This is a genomic window from Actinomadura soli, from assembly GCF_005889715.1.
Lineage (GTDB): Bacteria > Actinomycetota > Actinomycetes > Streptosporangiales > Streptosporangiaceae > Spirillospora > Spirillospora soli.
In genome coordinates, this window is record NZ_VCKW01000168.1 from 1 (window position 1) to 19,054 (window position 19,054).

11 protein-coding genes and 1 pseudogene are annotated in these 19,054 nt (G+C 74.5%); 9 read left to right on the top strand and 3 right to left on the bottom strand.

Translation table 11 applies throughout. The features are described from left to right. Positions 1-42: 42 nt before the first annotated feature. Complete coding sequence (locus ETD83_RS44885) at positions 43-138, top strand: DUF6010 family protein (RefSeq protein WP_230421225.1); 96 nt, start codon at positions 43-45, stop codon at positions 136-138. On the opposite strand, the gene ETD83_RS27520 is transcribed toward ETD83_RS44885, so the two are convergent. Then, positions 116-661, bottom strand: coding sequence for a DUF6891 domain-containing protein (locus ETD83_RS27520; RefSeq protein WP_138648118.1), 546 nt, complete (start codon positions 659-661; stop codon positions 116-118). The genes ETD83_RS44885 and ETD83_RS27520 overlap by 23 nt on opposite strands. Positions 662-797: 136 nt before the next feature. On the opposite strand from ETD83_RS27520, the gene glnII reads away from it, so the two are divergent. After that, a complete protein-coding gene (gene glnII / locus ETD83_RS27525; protein WP_138648119.1) occupies positions 798-1,811 on the top strand; it encodes a glutamine synthetase in 1,014 nt (337 codons plus the stop codon). Between the two features lie 246 nt (positions 1,812-2,057). Continuing rightward, a complete protein-coding gene (locus ETD83_RS27530) occupies positions 2,058-2,690 on the top strand; it encodes a hypothetical protein (RefSeq protein WP_138648120.1) in 633 nt (210 codons plus the stop codon). Between the two features lie 12 nt (positions 2,691-2,702). Here ETD83_RS27530 and ETD83_RS27535 read toward each other — a convergent pair. Continuing rightward, positions 2,703-2,849: pseudogene (locus ETD83_RS27535) on the bottom strand (universal stress protein); the annotation flags it as partial. A 55-nt stretch (positions 2,850-2,904) separates the two neighbouring features. Then, entirely contained in the window at positions 2,905-4,644 is a 1,740-nt protein-coding gene (locus ETD83_RS27540; RefSeq protein ID WP_138648121.1) for a RelA/SpoT family protein, read from the bottom strand. Between the two features lie 343 nt (positions 4,645-4,987). On the opposite strand from ETD83_RS27540, the gene ETD83_RS27545 reads away from it, so the two are divergent. The 6 genes from ETD83_RS27545 to ETD83_RS27570 form a co-directional block, all read left to right on the top strand. After that, a complete protein-coding gene (locus ETD83_RS27545) occupies positions 4,988-11,752 on the top strand; it encodes a type I polyketide synthase (RefSeq protein ID WP_138648122.1) in 6,765 nt (2,254 codons plus the stop codon). Then, positions 11,749-16,212, top strand: a complete 4,464-nt coding sequence (locus ETD83_RS27550) for a beta-ketoacyl synthase N-terminal-like domain-containing protein (RefSeq protein WP_138648123.1) — start codon at positions 11,749-11,751, stop codon at positions 16,210-16,212. The genes ETD83_RS27545 and ETD83_RS27550 overlap by 4 nt, the downstream gene beginning before the upstream one ends. After that, the gene (locus ETD83_RS27555; protein ID WP_138648124.1) at positions 16,209-16,505 is read left to right on the top strand and encodes an acyl carrier protein; all 297 of its coding nucleotides are present in this window, start codon (positions 16,209-16,211) and stop codon (positions 16,503-16,505) included. The genes ETD83_RS27550 and ETD83_RS27555 overlap by 4 nt, the downstream gene beginning before the upstream one ends. Continuing rightward, a complete protein-coding gene (locus ETD83_RS27560; protein ID WP_138648125.1) occupies positions 16,498-17,304 on the top strand; it encodes an alpha/beta fold hydrolase in 807 nt (268 codons plus the stop codon). Before ETD83_RS27555 ends, ETD83_RS27560 begins: the two co-directional genes overlap by 8 nt. After that, positions 17,301-18,524, top strand: coding sequence for a glycosyltransferase (locus ETD83_RS27565; protein WP_138648126.1), 1,224 nt, complete (start codon positions 17,301-17,303; stop codon positions 18,522-18,524). Before ETD83_RS27560 ends, ETD83_RS27565 begins: the two co-directional genes overlap by 4 nt. A gap of 20 nt (positions 18,525-18,544) precedes the next feature. Then, a partial coding sequence (locus ETD83_RS27570; RefSeq protein WP_205717916.1) for a hypothetical protein occupies positions 18,545-19,054 on the top strand: 510 nt, incomplete at its 3' end.

Sequence of the window (19,054 nt, forward strand, 5' to 3'; positions counted from 1 at the left end):
GTTGTGGCGCCGATCCTGATCGGGCTCGTCTTCATCACCCTGATGTCACTGAACCGGGAGCCGCACCGGCGGCGTTTCAACGCGGTCTTCGTGGCCGGGGCGGGAGCCGCCTACATCAGCGGCGGCGCCGGTAGGTGACGTCGACCTCGATGCGGCGGGACGGGTCGCCGTCCCAGTGCACGGTCAGGCCGTGGCGGCGGAGGGCCTCGGCGACGTCCTCGCCGATCTCCGGTTGCGTGGACGGCTCGGCGGCGTCCGTGAAGACGCCGTAGGCCAGCATGAGGCCGCCGCCGGTGACCGCGGCCTGCATGTCCTGGCGGTGGCAGAACGTGTACCCGCGCCGCTGCTCGCCGCTCGGCACCTCGCCGCCGACCTCGGAGATTCCGCAGTTCTGGCAGCAGGTGAAGTCGGCGCGGGCCACGATGCCGGAGGTGTCCAGCTCGCGGAAGGCGCGCAGGAGCCGGTCGGAGTCGGTCACGTCGGGCCAGGTGCGCTGGTCGGCGAGGTAAGCGGCGAACTCCTCGGCGGCGATCTCGCTGGCGAGGGAGGTAACGTCGGGGGTGCCGTCCAGGTATTCGGCGCAGCGGCCGACGATGGTGTCGAAGTCGTCCGCGCCGAGCGCGAGCAGGACGCGAATGTGCTCACGGAGCTGTTGCGACATGTCGGCCGATTATGGCGGACGCCGGGGTTCGGGACGACCCGGTCGCGGTTTACATGGCGTTCACAATTGGGCAACAGGTCCGAAATGCCTGGTTGGCAGGTTGTGATGTGCCGAAACCGCCTGGAAGGGACCGACGTTGAGCTACAAGGCCGAGTACATCTGGATCGACGGCACCGAGCCGACCGCGCGGCTGCGGTCGAAGACGCGGATCCTCGCCGACGGAGCCGATCTGCCGGACTGGGGGTTCGACGGGTCCAGCACCAACCAGGCCCCCGGCGACCGCTCGGACTGCGTGCTCAAGCCCGTCTTCTCCTGTCCAGACCCCATCCGCGGCGGCGACAACAAGATGGTGCTCTGCGAGGTCTTCCTCGTGGACGGAACGCCCCACGAGACCAACACGCGGGCCAAGCTGCGTCCGATCGCCGAGCAGTACGCGGCGCAGGACTCCTGGTACGGGATCGAGCAGGAGTACACGTTCTTCAAGGACGGCCGCCCCCTGGGCTTCCCCGAGCGCGGATACCCCGCCCCGCAGGGCTTCTACTACTGCGGCGTCGGCGCCGACGAGGTGTTCGGACGCGACATCGTCGAGAAGCACATGGACGCCTGCCTGGCCGCCGGCCTGAAGATCTCCGGCATCAACGCCGAGGTCATGCCCGGGCAGTGGGAGTTCCAGATCGGCCCGGCGGGCCCCATCGAGGTCGGCGACCACATGTGGGTCGCCCGGTGGCTGCTGTACCGCATCGCCGAGGACTTCGACGTCTCCGCCACCCTCGACCCCAAGCCGGTCGAGGGCGACTGGAACGGCGCCGGCGCGCACACGAACTTCTCGACCAAGGCCATGCGCGAGGGCTACGACGCGGTCATCACGGCCTGCGAGGCGCTCGCCGGGAAGGCGCAGGAGCACGTGGCCGGGTACGGCGCCGACATCGAGCGGCGGCTGACCGGCATGCACGAGACGGCCCCGTGGAGCGAGTTCAGCTACGGCGTGTCGAACCGCGGCGCGTCCGTGCGGATCCCGTGGCAGGTCGAGGTCGACAAGAAGGGCTACATCGAGGACCGGCGCCCGAACGCCAACGTCGACCCGTACGTGGTGACCCGGCTGATCACCGGCACCTGCTGCGCGGCGCTGGAGAAGGCCGGTCAGATCTGACCTGGCCGCCGCGCCGTCCGGACGGGACCGCTAGGACCTGGCCGGCGCGCCGTCCGGCCGTGGGGGAGAGGGGCCCCGGGGAGCATCGCTCCCCGGGGTTCTCCCTTGTCCGGGGCCGCTGAGCCGTCCGGGACACGGGCGGCTTTACCGCGGAACGCGGCCAAACATCTGCAAAATGGTGCGCTTGGGGGAGTTCCCCCGTTCGGTGCCGGGTACCACCTCTACGTTTCGCACGGGGGAGGGGACATGCCCGATTCGTCATTCGGGCGGTACTCCGGCGGCCTGCACGGCAGGCGCGCCGGCCGCCCGGCGCCACGGCCCTGGGAACGGTCGTTCCGGTGTCCCGCCACGGCGCGGCGGCGCCCGGTCGAGGCTCCGCCGCGACGGTACGAGGACTTCATCGCGCTGCACGAGGAGATCGCCGAGGCGTCGGGGCCGTCGCTGCGGCCGCTGTGGTGGACGGGGATCGCCGCCGCGCTGAGCGGGGGGCTCCTCGCGTTCGCCGCGGTGATCGGGCTGCGCACGATGTTCGGGGTGGAGGTCCCGGTGTTCGCGGGCGGGCACACCCCCGCGACGCCCGCCGCGACCAGCTACGCGCTGTGCGCGATGGCGGGCACGATCCAGGCGACCGCGCTGATGCACCTGCTGGTGTCGTCGGCGGCGCGTCCCGTGCGGGCGTTCGCGTGGATCGGCGCGATCGCGGTCGTGCTGCTGACGATCCTGCCGCTGACGCTGAAGGGCCCGTTCGACGCGGCGCTCGCGACGGCCGGCATCAACCTGGTCGGCGGGACGGCCGTGGTGGTGCTGCTGTCCGCCGTGGTGGCGGGCTCGCGGCCGTTCCCGCAGGACGGCCCGTCCAGGCGGCGGCCCGGCGGCTGACCAACGCCGCGCTCAGGGCACCACCGTCACCGGCCAGCGGCCCGCGCGGACCAGCCGCACCGCGACCGACCCGATGAGGCGGTGCCCGGCCTGCGCCGACGCGCCGACGATCACGGCGTCGGCGCGGGACTCGTCGGCGACGCGGGCGAGGACCGCGTACGCGTCGCCCTCCGATCACGTTGATCACCCCGCTCACCAGCGTAGCCAGCGGCGGCTACGGGCGGACGAACCGGGCCAGCAGGTCGTCCAGGGCGAGTGAGCCGTCGCTCAGCGCCGCGTACATCTCGTTGATCTCGGCATAGCCGAGCTCGCGGGCCACCGACAGGGAGTCGCCGTGCGCCTCGGCGGTCAGCAGGTCGACGTCTCGCCCGGCCAGCGCCCGGACGAGGCGGCGCCGTCCGGCGTCGGCGGCCTCCTCGGCGCGCCGCAGGGTCAGGCGCTGCTGGATGTGGACGCGGGCGGTGACGGTCACGGCGATGCCCAGCCAGTCCTCGGACGGGGCCCCGGCGGGGTCGGTGAGGATCTCCACGACGTTGCCGCTGCGGACCTGCACCGACATCGGGGCGAGCCGCCCGTTCACGACGGCGCCGATGCAGCGGTCGCCGGTCCGCGGGTTCAGCGCGTACGCGAAGTCGAGGGCGGTCGCCCCGGCGGGCAGCGCCACGATGTCGCCGTCGGTGGTGAACGCGGCGACGTTGCCCGCGGCGAGGTCGGTGCGGAGCCGGTCGAGGAACTCGGCGGACGGCGCGTCCGACTGCCAGGCGAGCAGCCGGCTCAGCCAGAGCAGGTCGCGGCGCCCGGCGACCGCGGTGGACGCGTCGTCGCCCGCGTCGCGGATGTGCGCGACGATGCCGTGCTCGGCGACCGGATGCATCGCCTCCGTCCGGATGATCACCTCGAACGGGTCGCCGTCCGGGCTGATCACCCGGGTGTGCAGCGACCGGTACATGTTGTCCTTCGGCATCGCGATGAAGTCGCGGACCTGGCCGGCGACCGGGTGCAGCGCGGCGTGCACCGCGCCGAGCGCGATGTAGCAGTCGCGTTCGGCGCCGTCCACCATCAGCAAAAGCCGCGCCGCCTCGCAGGGCCGCAGCCCGGCCAGGTCGCCGCCGAACGACTGGTGCACCGCGTACAGGTGGGACGGCCTGATCCGGACGCGGGCCGCCACCCCGTGCTCGGCCAGCGCCGCGCCGATCAGCGCCGTCGCGGGCGCGAACGCCCGGTCGGCCTCCCGCAGCGCCTGCCGGACCGCCTCCCGCGTCGCGGCGTGCTGCTCCGGGAGGCGGGCCGCGAACGCCAGGTCGTCCATCTCCCGCTTGAGGACGTGGATGCCGAGCCGCTCCGCGAACGGGACCAGCAGCTCGTGGGACGCCTTCGCGATGCGGGCCCGCTTGTGCGGCGGCTGGAACCCCAGCGTCCGCAGGTTGTGCAGCCGGTCCGCCAGCTTGATCACCAGGACGCGCAGGTCGGCCGCCGCGGCCAGCACGATCTTCCGGAACGTCTCCGCCTCGGCGCGGTCGCCCCACCGCTCGCCGTCCAGCTTCGTCACGCCGTCCACCAGGACCGCGACCTCCTCGCCGAACTCGGCGCGCAGCTCCCCGAGCGTGTACGGGGTGTCCTCGACGGTGTCGTGCAGCAGCGCGGCGACGAGCGTGGTGGTGTCGAGGCCCATCCCGGCGAGGATCAGCGCGACGGCCAGCGGGTGCGTGATGTACGGGGCGCCGGACTTGCGGAGCTGCCCGCGATGCAGGCGCTCCGCGACCTCGTACCCGTGCAGCAGCTCCGCCTCGCCGGCGCCCGGGTACGCGGCGCGATGCGCGGCCAGCAGCGGCGCGAGGGCGGCGCGTACCGAGTCCGGGCCGCCGGACGCCTCCCGCCGCCGTGCCGGGAACCGGAACCGCCGGCCCCGCACCGGCGGCCGGAACCGTCCTCTCGCAGGATTGAGCGTCGCCATCGCACTCAATCTATCGGGGGGCGACCCCCCGAGCCCCCCGGCTGCGCGGCACGGGTCTCCTCGCTCCGGTCGCTGGCGCTCCCTGCGCTGCGGGGACGCGGCGCGCCGGGCATGCCCGCTCCGCTCGCAGGGCTCGCTCCGCGTGCCTGCCCGTAGCTGGCGGATGAGGTTCGGCCTGCCGGGGCCGGAGCTGTGTCTTCGCAGGGTCAAGGGAGGGTCCGAAGTTCTTTGCTGTGGGGCATCGGCTCGCTCTGTGGTGTGTCGTCCGGGTAATCGGACGCTCGCCTTCCGTAGTGTGGCGCAGCGTTGTTGCGAGCCGCAGTGGGACGTCGGGGGGCAGTGCATGGCGGCGGACAAGGGCGACGGTCTCCGGGCCGAGGTCATCGGGGTCACCCCGTTCGGGCGCCCGGTACCCCATCTCGCGGTGGCGGTCGCACGGGCAGGCGGGGTCGGCGTGCTCGACCTCGGGGCCGACCGCGCGCCGGGGCTCGCCGCGCTGGCGGACGTGCGCCGCTGGTGGACGGGCCCGTTCGGCGTCCGCGTCCCGGCCGGGTGCCGGATCAGGCCCGCCGAGATCCCGGACGCGGTCCGCACCGTCCTGGTCGACGCGCCCGCGCTGCGGTCGGACGACTCGCTCGACGTCGCCGGGTTCGCGCGGGGCCGCCGCCTGCTCGTCGAGGTCGTGGACGCCGCCGAGGCCGCCGCCGTCATCCCCGTCGCGCGCGGGTTCACCGGCGACGTCGGGCTCATCGCGAGGGGTTCCGAGGCGGGCGGGCGTGTCGGTGAGCTGACCGCGTTCGTTTTGCTGCAGCGGCTGATGGCCGACCCGTCCGTGGACGTGCCGGTGTACTCGGCGGGCGGGATCGGGACGCACACGGCCGCGGCGGCGGTGGCGGGCGGCGCGGCCGGGGTCGTGCTGGACGTGCAGCTCGCGCTGGTCCGGGAGATGGACCTGCCCGCCGACGTCGCGGCCGCGCTGGCGGCGATGGACGGCGGCGAGACCACGGTCGTCCACGGGCATCGCGTGTACACGCGGCCCGACCTGCCGGAGATCGATCTGGCCGGGCTGGACCCGGCGCAGGTCAACGCGCGGCTCGGCGCGACCGGGCTGCGGTCGCGGCTGCTTCCCGTGGGGCAGGACGGCCCGCTGGCCGCGGCGCTCGCCGGGCGGCACAAGACCGCCGGGGGTGTGGTGCAGGCTGTCCGGGACGAGATCGCGTCGCATCTGCGCGCCGCCGTCCGCGTGGAGCCGCTGGCGAGGGGGCCGGAGCCCGTCGTGATGCAGGGGCCGATGACGCAGGTCAGCGATGGTTCGGCGTTCGCGGGCGCGGTCGCGCAGGACGGCGGCCTGCCGTTCCTCGCCCTCGCCCTGATGGACGGCGACCGGGTGCGGGCGCTGCTGCGCGAGACCTCCGACCGGCTCGGCGGACGCCCCTGGGGCGTCGGGATCCTCGGGTTCGCGCCGCCGGACGTCCGGGCGGCGCAGCTCGCGGCGGTCTGCGCGGCCGGGCCGCCGTACGCACTGATCGCGGGGGGCCTTCCGGCGCAGGCCGAACCGCTGGAGGCGGCCGGGATCAGCACCTACCTGCACGTCCCGTCGCCGGAGCTGCTGGACAGGTTCCTCGACGAGGGCGCCCGCAAGTTCGTCTTCGAGGGTAGGGAGTGCGGCGGGCACGTCGGGCCGCGGGCGAGCTTCCCGCTGTGGGAGGCGCAGGTCGAGCGGTTGATGGCGTTCGGCGGCGACCCCGGTGAGCTGTCGGTGATGTTCGCGGGCGGGATTCACGACGAGCGCTCCGCGGCGATGGTCGCGGCGCTGGCCGGGCCGCTGGCGGAGCGCGGCGCCGATGTCCGCGTGCTGATGGGGACCGCGTACCTGTTCACGTCCGAGGCGGTGGCGGCGGGCGCGATCCTGCCGGGCTTCCAGGACACGGCGGTCGGATGCGACGGCACGGCCCTGCTGGAGACGTCGCCGGGCCACGCCACCCGGTGCGCCCGGACGCCCTACGTCGACGTGTTCGCCGACACGCGCCGCGAGCTGGAGCAGGCCGGGACGCCGCGGCAGGAGGTGTGGCGCCGACTCGAAAAGCTGAACCTCGGGCGGCTGCGGGTCGCCAGCAAGGGCCTGCGCCGTTCCGTGCCCGTGGAGCCCGAGGTGCAGCGGGCCGAGGGCATGTACATGCTCGGCCAGGTGGCGGCGCTGCGGTCGGCCACGACCACTGTCGCCGCGCTGCACGAGCAGGTCACCTCCGGGGCGACGGCGTTCCTGGCCGCCCGCGCCGACGAACTCGGGATCGCCGCGGCGCGTCCCGTCCCGGCCGAGAGCAAGGCGCGGCCCGCCGACGTCGCGATCATCGGGATCGGGTGCGTCTTTCCGGGCGCCCGCGACACCGACGCCTACTGGGCGAACATCGTCGGCGGCGCCGACTCGGTCACCGAGGTCACGCGATGGGACCCGGAGATCTACTACGACCCGTCCGGGGAGGGGAAGACGCCGTCCAAATGGGGCGGGTTCCTGCCGGACGTCCCGTTCGACGCCCTGGCGTACGGCATCCCGCCCAACGCGCTCGGCAGCATCGACCCGATCCAGCTCCTGTCCCTGGAGGTCGCGTCCCGCGCGCTGAAGGACGCCGGATACGCCGACCGGCCGTTCGACCGCGACCGCACCTCGGTGTTCTTCGGCGCGGACGGCGGCAACGACCTCGGCGCGGCCTACGGCATGCGCGCCGCGCTCCCCTCCTACTTCGGCGAGGTCCCGGCAGGGCTGGACGAGCAGCTCCCGCGCCCCACGGAGGACTCGTTCCCCGGCGTCCTCACCAACGTCATCGCCGGGCGGATCGCCAACCGCCTCGACCTCGGCGGCGCCAACTACACCGTCGACGCCGCCTGCGCCGCGTCCCTCGCCGCGCTCGACGCCGCCTGCAAGGACCTCCTCGCGGGCTCCAGCGACATGGTGCTGTGCGGCGGCGCCGACCTGCACAACGGCATCCAGGACTACCTGCTGTTCGCGTCGGTCGGCGCGCTGTCGCCGGCCGGGCGGTGCGCCGCGTTCGACGCGTCCGCGGACGGCATCGCGCTCGGCGAGGGCGTCGCGTGCGTCGTCCTGAAGCGCCTCGCGGACGCCGAACGCGACGGCGACCGGATCTACGCCGTCGTCAAGGCGGTCGCCGGGTCCAGCGACGGGCGCTCCCTCGGCCTCACCGCGCCCCGCGCCGAGGGGCAGCGCCGCGCGCTCGACCGCGCCTACGAGCGCGCGGGCGTCGCGCCCGCGTCCGTCGGGCTCGTCGAGGCGCACGGCACCGGCACCGAGGTCGGCGACCGCACGGAGCTCGCGACGCTGCGCGCCGCGTTCGCCGATGCCGCGCCGGGCGGGGTCACGCTCGGGTCGGTCAAGTCGCAGATCGGGCACACCAAGTGCGCGGCCGGGCTCGCCGGGCTCATCAAGACCGCGTACGCGCTGCACACGGGCGTGCTGCCGGGGACGCTGCACCTCGCCCGTCCCAACGCCGAGTGGGCGCCCGACGGGCCGTTCGCCTTCAGCGGCACCGCGCGCCCCTGGGCGGCCCGTCCCGCCGACCGGTACGCCGGGGTGAGCGGGTTCGGGTTCGGCGGCGCGAACTTCCACGCCGTCCTGTCCGGGTACGACGGCGCGCCGGAACCGGTGTCGGGGCTGGCGGAGTGGCCCGCCGAGCTGTTCCTGATCCGGGGGGACGACCGCGACGCCGCCCGCGCCGGGATCGACCGCCTCTCGGCCCTGCTCCAGGGACGGGGCGAGCCCCGGCTCCGCGACCTCGCCCGGACGGCCGCCGCGCTCGAAGGCCCCGTCCAGGTCGCCTTCGCCGCCACCGGCCTGGACGATCTGCGGCGGAAACTCGACCTCGCCGCGGAGTTCCGCCCGGCGCCCGGTGTCTTCCTGCCGTCCGGCGACCGAGGGCCGGGGCAGGTCGCGTTCCTGTTCCCCGGGCAGGGCAGCCAGCGGCCGAACATGCTCGCCGACCTGTTCGTCGCGTTCCCGCGCCTCCAGCGCCTCCTGCGCCTGGCGGGCGGGCGGTACGCCCCGGCGATGTTCCCGCCCGCCGCGTTCAGCCGCGCCGGGACCCGCCGCCACCAGGCCGAGATCACCGACACCCGGGTCGCGCAGCCCGCCCTCGGCATCGCCGGGCTGGCCGTGCACCGCCTCCTCACCGCGCTCGGCGTCCACCCCGACCTCGCCGCCGGGCACAGCTACGGCGAGCTCGTCGCGCTGTGCGCCGCCGGGGTCGTCGACGACGCGGGCATGGTCGAGCTGAGCGCCGCCCGCGCCGAGGCGATCCTGTCCGCCGCCGGGGACGACCCGGGCGCGATGGCCGCGGTCAGCGGGTCGCTCCGCGACGTCCGCGAGGCGCTGGCGGGCCTCTCGGAGATCGTCATCGCCAACCACAACGCGCCCCGCCAGGTCGTGATCTCCGGGACGTCCGCGGGGCTGGAACGCGCCATGCCCGTCCTGTCCGCCGCGGGCCTCGCCGCCCAGCGCGTCCCGGTGGCGTGCGCGTTCCACAGCCCGCTCGTCGCCGCCGCGTCCGCCGACCTGCGCGCCGCCCTCCTCCGCCGCGATCTGCGCTCGCCCGCCTTCCCCGTCTGGGCCAACGCCACCGCCGCGCCCTACGACGCCGACCCCGCCGAGCTCGCCGCCACCCTCGCCGGGCAGATCGCCGCGCCGGTCCGGTTCGTCGAGCAGATCGAGGCGATGTACGACGCGGGCGCCCGCACCTTTGTCGAGGCGGGTCCAGGACGCGTCCTCACCGGCCTCGTCGGCGCCATCCTCGGCGACCGCCCGCACACCGCCGTGAGCTGCGACGCGCCCGGCGAGAACGGCCTCGTCCGCCTCCTGCACGCCCTCGCCGAACTCGCCGCCGCGGGCGTCCCCGTCGACCCGCTGCCCCTTTTCGCCGGACGCGACGCCCGCCGGCTGTCCGCCGCCCCGGACGTGCCCGGCTGGGTCGTCAACGGGCATCTCGTCCGCACCGCCGACGGCGGCTACCCGGCGGGCGCGCTCCGTCCGGCCGAGCGCGTACCCGGCCTCGGCCCGCGCGGGTCGCAGGACGCCGTCCTGGAGTACCTGCGGGCCGGGCGCGAGATGATCGCCGCGCAGCGCGAGGTGATCCTCCGGCATCTGGGGGCGACGGCGCCGCCCGCGCCCGAGGCTCCTGTGCCCGCCGCTCCCAGGCCCGCTGGTCCTGTGCCCGCGCCTCGTCCCGTCCAGCCTGGTGAGACCGTCCCGGAGGAGGCGCCTCGCGATGTGCACGCCACCGTCGTCGCGGTGATCAGCGCCCGGACCGGCTACCCCGAGACGATGCTGGACGCGGCCCTCAGCCTGGAGGCCGACCTCTCCATCGACTCCATCAAACGCACGGTCATCTTCGGCGACCTCGCCGACCGTCTCGGCCTCGCCGCCCCCGAGCGGCTCGGGGACGTCACCACCATCGGTGACCTCGTCGCCTCCGTCCGCGCCCGTATCGACGGCGACGCGCCGCAGCCCGTCGTCCCGCCCCAGGCCATTCCGGCACAAGTGGGAGTGCAGGACGGGGCGCCGCTCCGAGAGGGCACGGGCGCGTTCGCCGCGAGCGCGCTCCCCCCGGCGTCGGCAGACCAGCAGGTGTGGCCGCGCAGCGGGAACGGGACGCCCCACCAGATCGGCGCTGACGCTCCGCAGGACGGCCAGATCGTGCGGCAGGTCCTGCGGGTCGTGGAACTGGACGCGCTGCCGGTCCCGCCCGAGTCGGGGACGGTGTTCGCCGGACGCCGCTTCCAGCTCGTGGACGACGGATGCGGCATCGCGCTGGAACTCGCGGACATGCTCGAACGGCTGGGAGCGCAGGCACGGACCCCGCGCACGGTCGACGACGACGCCTGTGACGGGCTGATCCATCTGGCGGCCCTGCGGCCGGGCGCGACGGGCGTGCTGCCCGGGGCGTACGAGGGCGTCCGGCAGGCGCTGGCGGGCGGGCTCCGCTGGCTCGTCCTCGCCGGGGGAGCCGGTGGGACGTTCGGACGGCGGTTCGACGGCGGCGGCGTCGGAGACCCGGCGCCGGGCGCGGGCCTCCGGGGCCTGGCGCGGACGGTCGCCCAGGAACACCCCGAGGTGCTCGTCCGCGCACTGGACGTCGACACCCGGGACACGCCCAGAGTGATCGCGCAGCGCATCCTGGCGGAACTGCTGAACGCCGACGAGCCGGTCGTCGTCGGCCACGAGGGCGACCTGCGGCGCGGCCTGACCGTCGTCCCGGCGGAGCTGGACGGCGACCCGCAGGCCCCCGTCGGCCCGGACGGCGTCGTGCTCCTCACCGGCGGCGCTCGGGGGATCACCGCCAGGGTCGCCCTGGAACTGGCCCGGACGAGCGGCTGCCACCTGGAGATCATGGGACGCGCCCCGGAGCCGGACGGCGCGCCCGCGTCCCCGGACGCGCCGGACGAGGCCGGGCTCCGCCGCGCGCTCGTGGCGCGGGGAGGGCTGCGACCGGCGGAGATCGAGGCGGCGGTCCGGACGATCCTGGCGGAACGGGAGATCCATCAGAACCTGGAGGCGCTGCGGGGGCACGCGGCGTCCGTCCGCTACCACTCGGGGGACGTGCGCGACCCGGACGCCGTGCGGGACGTGGTCGAAAGCGTCTACGCATGGCACGGACGCCTCGACGGCGTCGTCCACGGCGCCGGGATCGTCGAGGACCGCCTGATCCGCGACAAGACCCCCGAGTCGTTCGCCAGGGTGTACCGGACGAAGGTGGACGGCGCGTCCGCCCTCGCTCAGGCGGTCCAGCCCGACATCGGGTTCTTCGTCGTCTTCGGCAGCGTCGCGGGCGTCTACGGCAACCGCGGCCAGGCCGACTACGCCGCGGCGAACGACGCGTGCGACGCGCTGGCCGGCGTGTGGCGGACGCGGCTGCGCGGCCGGGTGCTCGTCGCCGACTGGGGGCCGTGGGCGGGCGGCGGGATGGTGACGCCGGAACTGGCCCGGGAGTACGCGCGGCGCGGCGTCGGGCTGATCGAGCCGGACGCGGGCGCGGCGGCCCTGCTGCGCGAGATCGCGCACGGCGACGAGACGCAGGTCGTGCTCACCGGGGTCGTCCGGTGAGCCCCGCCCGGGAGCCGATCGCGATCGTCGGCGCCGGGGCGGTGTTCCCCGGCGCGGGATCGGCGGCCGAGCTGTGGCGCAACGTCCTGGCCGGGGTCGACGCGATCAGCGAGGTGCCGTCCGGACGCTGGGACCCCGCGCTCTACTACGACGCCGGCGCGTACGCGCGGCCGCCGGAGAGCGACCGGTTCTACTGCAAGCGCGGCGGGTTCGTCGACGAGCTGGCCACGTTCGACCCGGTGCGGTTCGGGATCATGCCGGCGGCGGTGTCCGGGATGGAGCCCGACCAGCTCCTCGCGCTGCGGGCGGCGGGCGACGCGATCGCGGACGCGGGCGGCGCCGAGCGGCTCCCCGACCGGTCGAGGATCGGCGTGGTCATCGGGCGCGGCGGCTACATCACGCCGGGCGTCGCGCGTTTCGACCAGCGGGTCCGGACGTCCCACCAGGTCGCGGCGGTCCTCGCCGAACTGGTCCCGGAACTCGGGAAACAGCGGCTGGACGAGATCCGCCGGGCGTTCTGCGAGCGGCTCGGCCCGGACGGTCCCGACGCCTCCGCCGGGCTCGTCCCGAGCTTCGCCGCGTCCCGCATCGCCAACCGGTTCGACCTGTGCGGCCCCGCCTACACGCTGGACGCGGCCTGCGCGTCCTCGCTGCTGGCGGTGGAGCACGCCGTGCGGGCGCTGCGGAGCGGGCAGGCGGACGCGATGCTCGCCGGGGCCGTCCACCACGCCCACCACGCCACCGTCTGGAGCGTCTTCAGCCAGTTGCGGGCGCTGAGCCCGACCGGGACGATCCGGCCGTTCGACCGGGCCGCGGACGGGACGCTCCTGGCCGAGGGCACCGGGGTCGTCCTGCTCAAGCGGCTGCCGGACGCCGAACGGGCCGGCGACCGGATCCACGCGGTCATCCTCGGCGCCGGGTCGTCCAGCGACGGCCGCGCGTCGAGCATCATGAGCCCGCTCGTGGACGGGCAGGTCCTCGCGGTCGAGCGGGCCTGGCGGGACGCGGGCCTCGACCCGGCGGAGCCCGGCGCGGTCGGGCTCGTCGAGGCGCACGGCACGGCGACCCCGGCGGGCGACGAGGCGGAGCTGGCGACGCTCCGCCGGGTCTTCGGGACCGGCGGCCCGCCGATCGGCCTCGGCACGGTCAAGTCAATGATCGGGCACGCGATGCCCGCCGCCGGGATCGCCGGGCTGATCAAGGCCGCGTGCGCGCTGCGCGACGGCGTCCTGCCGCCGACGCTGCACGTGGACGACCCGCACCCCGCCCTGGAGGACGGCAGGCTCCGGCTCGTCCGGGAGGCCGCCGAGTGGGAGCGTCACGACCGCCCGCGGCGGGCCGTTGTCAACGCGTTCGGGTTCGGCGGCGCGAACGCGCACGTGATCCTGGAGGAGCCGCCGTCGAGCGGCGTCCGGCGGGCGCGGCGGCGCAGGCTCGACACGCCGCGGTCGGACGAACGCGTCCTCAGGCTGGCCGCTCACACGCCCGAAGACCTGGCCGCCGCCCTGGCCGAGCCCGACGAGAAGCTTCTGGCGCGGGCGCCGGACGAGGACGCCCCCGACCTCCCGTGCCGCCTCGCGATGGTCGCCCCCACGCCGCGCAGGCTCGACCTGGCACGAGCGGTCGTGCAGCGGGGAACGCCATGGCGAGGCCGCAGCGATGTATGGTTCTCGCCTCGTCCGCTCCTCGCCGAAGGCGGACGGCTGGCCTTCCTGTTCCCCGGCTTCGAGCCCGCCTTCGCCCCCCGCGTCGACGACGTCGCCGACCACTTCGGGTTTCCGAAACCCGCTCTCACCGGCCGCTCGGACCTGCTCGGCCATGCCGCCGACGTCATCGGCGTGGGCCGCCTGCTGGCCTCCGCGCTCGCCGAACTCGGCATCGAACCCGACGTCGCGGCGGGCCACAGCCTCGGCGAATGGACGGCGATGATCGCCACCGGCAGGTACGACGCCGGCGCGGTCGAGGAGTTCATCCGGACCCTCGACGGCGAGGGGCTGGACGCCCCCGACGCCGTGTACGGGGCGCTCGGCTGCGGCGCCGCCCAGGCCCGGGACGCCGTCGCCGGACGCACCGGTGTCTTCGTCAGCCACGACAACTGCCCGCACCAGTCGGTGATCTGCGGCCCGGCGGACGAGGTCCGCGAGATCCTGGGGCGGCTGGCGTCGGAAGGCGTCCTCGGGCAGGAGCTGCCGTTCAGGTCCGGCTTCCACACGCCGCTGGCGCGGGCCTACGAGAAACAGGTGCACCACCTCTTCGAGGCCCTGCCGATCCACGATTCCCACGTGCCGCTGTGGTCGGCCACGACGGTCGCGCCGTACCCGCGGACCCCTGACGGCGTGCGCGATCTCGTCGTCCGGCACCTGCTCGAACCCGTCCGGTTCAGCGACCTGATCGAGGAGCTCTACACCGCGGCCCACGTCCGGGTGTTCGTGCAGGTCGGGCCGGGAAGCCTCACGGGATTCGTCGCCGACGCGCTGGGGGGCCGCGAGCACCTCGCCATGGCCGTCAACACCCCGAAGCGGGACGGCATGGCCCAGCTCCGCCGCGTCGCCGCCGCGCTGTGGGCCGAAGGGTACGGCGCGTCCCCGCCGCCCCCGCCCGCCACCGGCGTGCCGCTCGACCTCGGCACGCCGCTGGTCAGGCTGGACGGCGCCGTCCCGCCCATCCGGCTCGCGTCCGGGGTCCCGTCGCTTCCCGCCGACGACCCCGTCCTGGCCGAGCTGGAGGCGCTGCTCAACGACGCGGCGACCGGGGCGCAGACCGTCGTGGACGCCCTCGGCGCCAGGCCGCCGTCCGCCCCGATCGAGGACGCGCCTGCCCAGGACGAGCCACCCGACCCGTCGCGGAGCGAGCAACCGCGAACCCCGCGGCCCAAGATCCCGCCCCCCGGCGAAGGCGAAGCGGAGCGCGAGGACTGGCGGGCCGGGGAGGGCCGGGCCGGGGGCGCGCCGCCCGGCGACGGCCGCCGTGACGGCGACGCCTCGCCGGTGGCGGCCGAACTCGTCGTTTCGCGTGTCTTCTCGCTCGGCGCGATGCCGTACCTGGGCGACCACTGCGTGTTCCCGCAGGCCCAGGGCTGGCCGGACATGTCGGACCGGTTCCCGATCGTCCCGCTGGCGACGCTGCTCGAGGTCCTCGCCGACACGGCACGGGAACTCCTGCCCGGCACGGTGGTCATCGGGTTCGAGAACGTCCGCGCCGTCCGCTGGATCGTGGCCGCCCCGCCCACCACCGCCGAGATCCGCGCCTACCTCATCGAGGAGCGCGACCGTTTGCGCAAGGTGAAGGTCATCGTCCAGGGCCACGCGGACGGGACCGTCCTGCTGGCCGACCGCTACCCGTCGCAACCTGCGCCGGACGCCACACCGCTGACCATCGAAGGCCCGCCCATAGTCACCGCGGACCGGCTGTACGAGGAACGCTGGATGTTCCACGGCCCCCTGTTCCGCGGCATCACCGAAATCACGGCCCTCGCAGAGGACGGTGTGCGCGCCGTCCTGACCTCCATGCCTACGCCAGGCGCACTCCTGGACAGTGCGGGCCAGCTGTGCGGCCACTGGATCCAGGTCTACGGCGACACCAACCAGATGGTGTTCCCGGTAGGGATCGAACGGGTCGCTTTGTACGGACCGCTGCCGCCCGAAGGCGAACACCTGGGGACGACCATCTGGAACCAGTCCCTGACCGACACGACCATGCGCTGCTCGGCCGAACTGGTCCGCGAGAACGGAACGGTGTGGGCGCGCATCGACGGCTGGACGACGCACCGCTTCTACACAGACGAAGCCCTCTGGCGGATGAAGTTCACCGCCGAGGTGTCGGGAACGGGCGAACCGCAGCCGGGCGGCTGGTGCCTGGCCCGCAAACGCTGGGACGGCACGGCCTCGCGCGATCTCCTCATGCGCCAGTACCTGTGCGCCAGAGAACGCGCCGAGTACGAAGCCCTCCCGCCGTTCGCGCAGGGGCCCTGGCTGCTCGGACGTATCGCGGCGAAAGACGCCGTCCGGGACCACCTCTGGCGGAACGGCCACGGCCCCCTCTTCCCCGCGGAACTCACCGTCCACGACGGGCCCGCGGTGACGGGACCTTTCGACGAACCCCTCACCATCTCCATCGCCTCCAACACCGAACTGGGCGTGGCCCTGGTCAGAGCAGGCAGGGAACCGGCCGGCATCGGTCTCGCCGAGAACGAGAGGGACGGACGGGTCCTCGCGGCCAAGGAGGCGGTGCTGCGGTCGATGAACACCGGATCCGGACGTCCGACGGAACGAGCCGCACGAGCGGAGCGGGCCGAACCGGGGGAACGGCCGGATCTGGTCGTGACCGTCGCCGACGCCGAACGGCTCCTCATCGCCGCGGACGGCACGGTCACCACCGTGGAGACACGCGAAATCGAAGGACACGTCGTGGCCTGGACGGTCGCGGCAGGCGGAGCGGACATGGAGGAAGCCCACGCATGAGCGACATCCCGCGCATGAACGACATCAGGTCCGAGGTCGTCCGGATGCTGATCGACGTGGTGGGGGAGGACTTCCTCCTCGACGTGGAAATCGGCCCCGGGACCACGTTCGGCGACGACCTCGGCCTGGAGAGCATCGAGTTCGTCGCGCTGGTCGACCGGCTCCGCGCGCACTACGGCGACCGCGCCGACTTCCCCGGGTTCATCGCGGGCCTGGACCTCGACCAGCTCGTGAACCTGACCGTCGGCGACGTCGTGGACCACATCGCCGCCCAGGAGCGGGCGCATGCCTGAGGTGACCGCGCGCGGCCTCCGGTTCCACGTCCAGGAATGCGGGACGGGCCCGCCCGTCGTGGTGTTCGTCCACGGCCTCGCCATCGACAACCTGTCCAGCTTCTACTACACGCTGGCCTCACCGGTCGCCGAGGTCGGAGCACGGTGCGTCCTGTACGACCTGCGCGGGCACGGCCTCACCGAGCGCACGCCCACCGGATACGGCGTGAGCGACGCGGTCGCGGACCTGTTCGCCGTCCTCGACGCCTTGGGCCATTACCGCGTCCACCTCGTCGGCTACAGCTTCGGCGGCGCCGTCGCGCTGAACGCCGCCCTCGCGCACCCCGGCCGCGTGGCCGGGCTCGTCCTCATCGACGCGCACGGCCCCGGCGACGGGCCCGGCTGGAACGAGGACTTCCTCAACCGGCTGGCGCAGTCGGCGCTCAAGCTCGAACACGAGCGGATCGCCGACCAGCTCCTCGCCTTCGGCGAGCGCCGCATGAGCCGGGTGGCCGCGACCGCCGACGCGCTGCTCAACCGCACGACGCTCCTGGACGACCTCGCCGCCATGGACCCCGTCCGTCCCGCGCAGCTCACCACCCTGTCCTGCCCCGTTCTCGCGGTCTACGGCCAGCACTCGGACGTCGCGGACGCCGGTCGGCTGATCCTCCGCCACGTCCCGGACTGCGCGCTGCACACGATGGCCGGTCACACCCACTTCGTCCTCCCCGCCGGAACGGCCGAGATCCTGGAGGTCCTGTTGCCCTGGCTCGCCCACCACGCCGGCACGCGGGTGCCCGCCGCCGGAGCCGCCCGATGAAGGCACGCCGCCTGGCCGTTCCATCCCTGCTCGACGACCCCGGCATCCGGCGCGCGACAACACCGGAACGGCGGTTCCTGTTCGCCGTCCCGCCGCTCGCCGGGCACATCAACCCCGCCGCCGCCGTCGCGGCCGAACTCGGCCGCCGCGGCCACACGGTCGCCTGGACGGGCCACCGCCCGTCCATCGAGCCGCTGCTGCGCTCCGGCTCCCGCGTCTTCAGCGCCATGGAGGACGACTTCGGGAGGCGCCTGCCCGCCATCTGGAACGACTGGCTGGGCCTGCGGCGCCTCGCCGCCCTCCGCTTCCTCTGGGAGGAGTTCGTCGTCCCGCTCGGCCACGCGATGATGCCGGGCGTCGAGAAGGCGATCGACCGTTTCCGCCCGGACGTCGTCGTCTCCGACCAGCTCGTCCTCGCCGCCCCGGTCGCGGCCCGGCGCCGGGAGATCCCCTGGGCGACGTCGGCGACGACGTCCTCCGAGTTCACCCGCCCGCTCGCCGACATGCCGAAGGTCGAGGCGTGGATCCGCGACCGGATGGCCGGCTTCCAGCTCGACCACGGCATCGAGGACCTCCTCGACCTGCGGTTCTCCGACCACCTCGTCCTCGTCTTCTCGACCGGCGCGCTGATCGGGGACATCTCGTTCTTCCCCGACCACTTCGCCTTCGTCGGGCCCGCGCTCGGCCGTTGCGCGCCCGGCGCCTTCCCGTGGGAGTGGCTGGACGGCCGCCCCGCCGCGCTCGTCTCCCTCGGCACGCTGAACGGCCCGTCCGGCGAACGGTTCTTCAGGGTCGCCGCCGACGCCGTCCGCGACCTCGACGTCCAGGCGATCTTCGTGGCGCCCCCGGGCGTCGTGGCCGACCCGCCGCCGAACGTGCTCGTCCGGGCGCAGGTCCCGCAGCTGAAGCTGCTCGAACGGCTCTCCGCCGTCGTCTGCCACGGCGGCCACAACACCGTCTGCGAGTCCCTCTCCCAGGGCGTGCCGCTGGTGGTCGCCCCGATCCGCGACGACCAGTCGGTCATCGCCCGCCAGGTGGAGGCCGCCGGCGCCGGTGTCTCCGTCCGTTTCAGCCGCGTCCGCCCGGACGAGTTCCGGACGGCCCTCGCCACCGTCCTCGCGGACGGCCCGCACCGCGCCGCCGCCGGACGGGTCCGGGAGTCCTTCGCCGCCGCCGGGGGCGCCGCGGAGGCGGCCGACCGGCTGGAGAAGCTCGCGTGATCCACGAGGAGTTCCAGTGGATGACCCGCCTCTTTGAACGGGTTTACGGCACGCCACCGGCGACGACCCGCTACGTCCTGGGAACCCTGCCACTCCTCGACGGCCTGGACGTCCTGCTCCCATGGGGCGCCGCGGTGGCCGCCGCCCGCTCGGACGACGGCACCACGTCCCTCTTCTCGATGAACCACCACGACCATGGCGTCGTGACGCCGTCCACCGCAGGCGACTGGGCCCGCGACTGCATGACGGCCGTGACCACAAGCAGCGCCCCTGGCACCAACCTTGTGGTCAACCGCGAACTACCAGCGGAAACGGGCCTGCTCACCGGCGCCGAGACGATCGACGCCACGACCCGCGCCCTGCAGGACCTCCAGGACGGCACCACCGGACCGGCGACGGCCGAGCCGGCACGGGCGACCTTCGACCTGTCCGGAACGGGCCTGCGCCTCCTGCTGATCGACGTCGGAACCCGCGGCCAGGACACCGTCCGGCCCGGCACCGCGAAACGGACCGCCGCCCTCCCCAAGGCC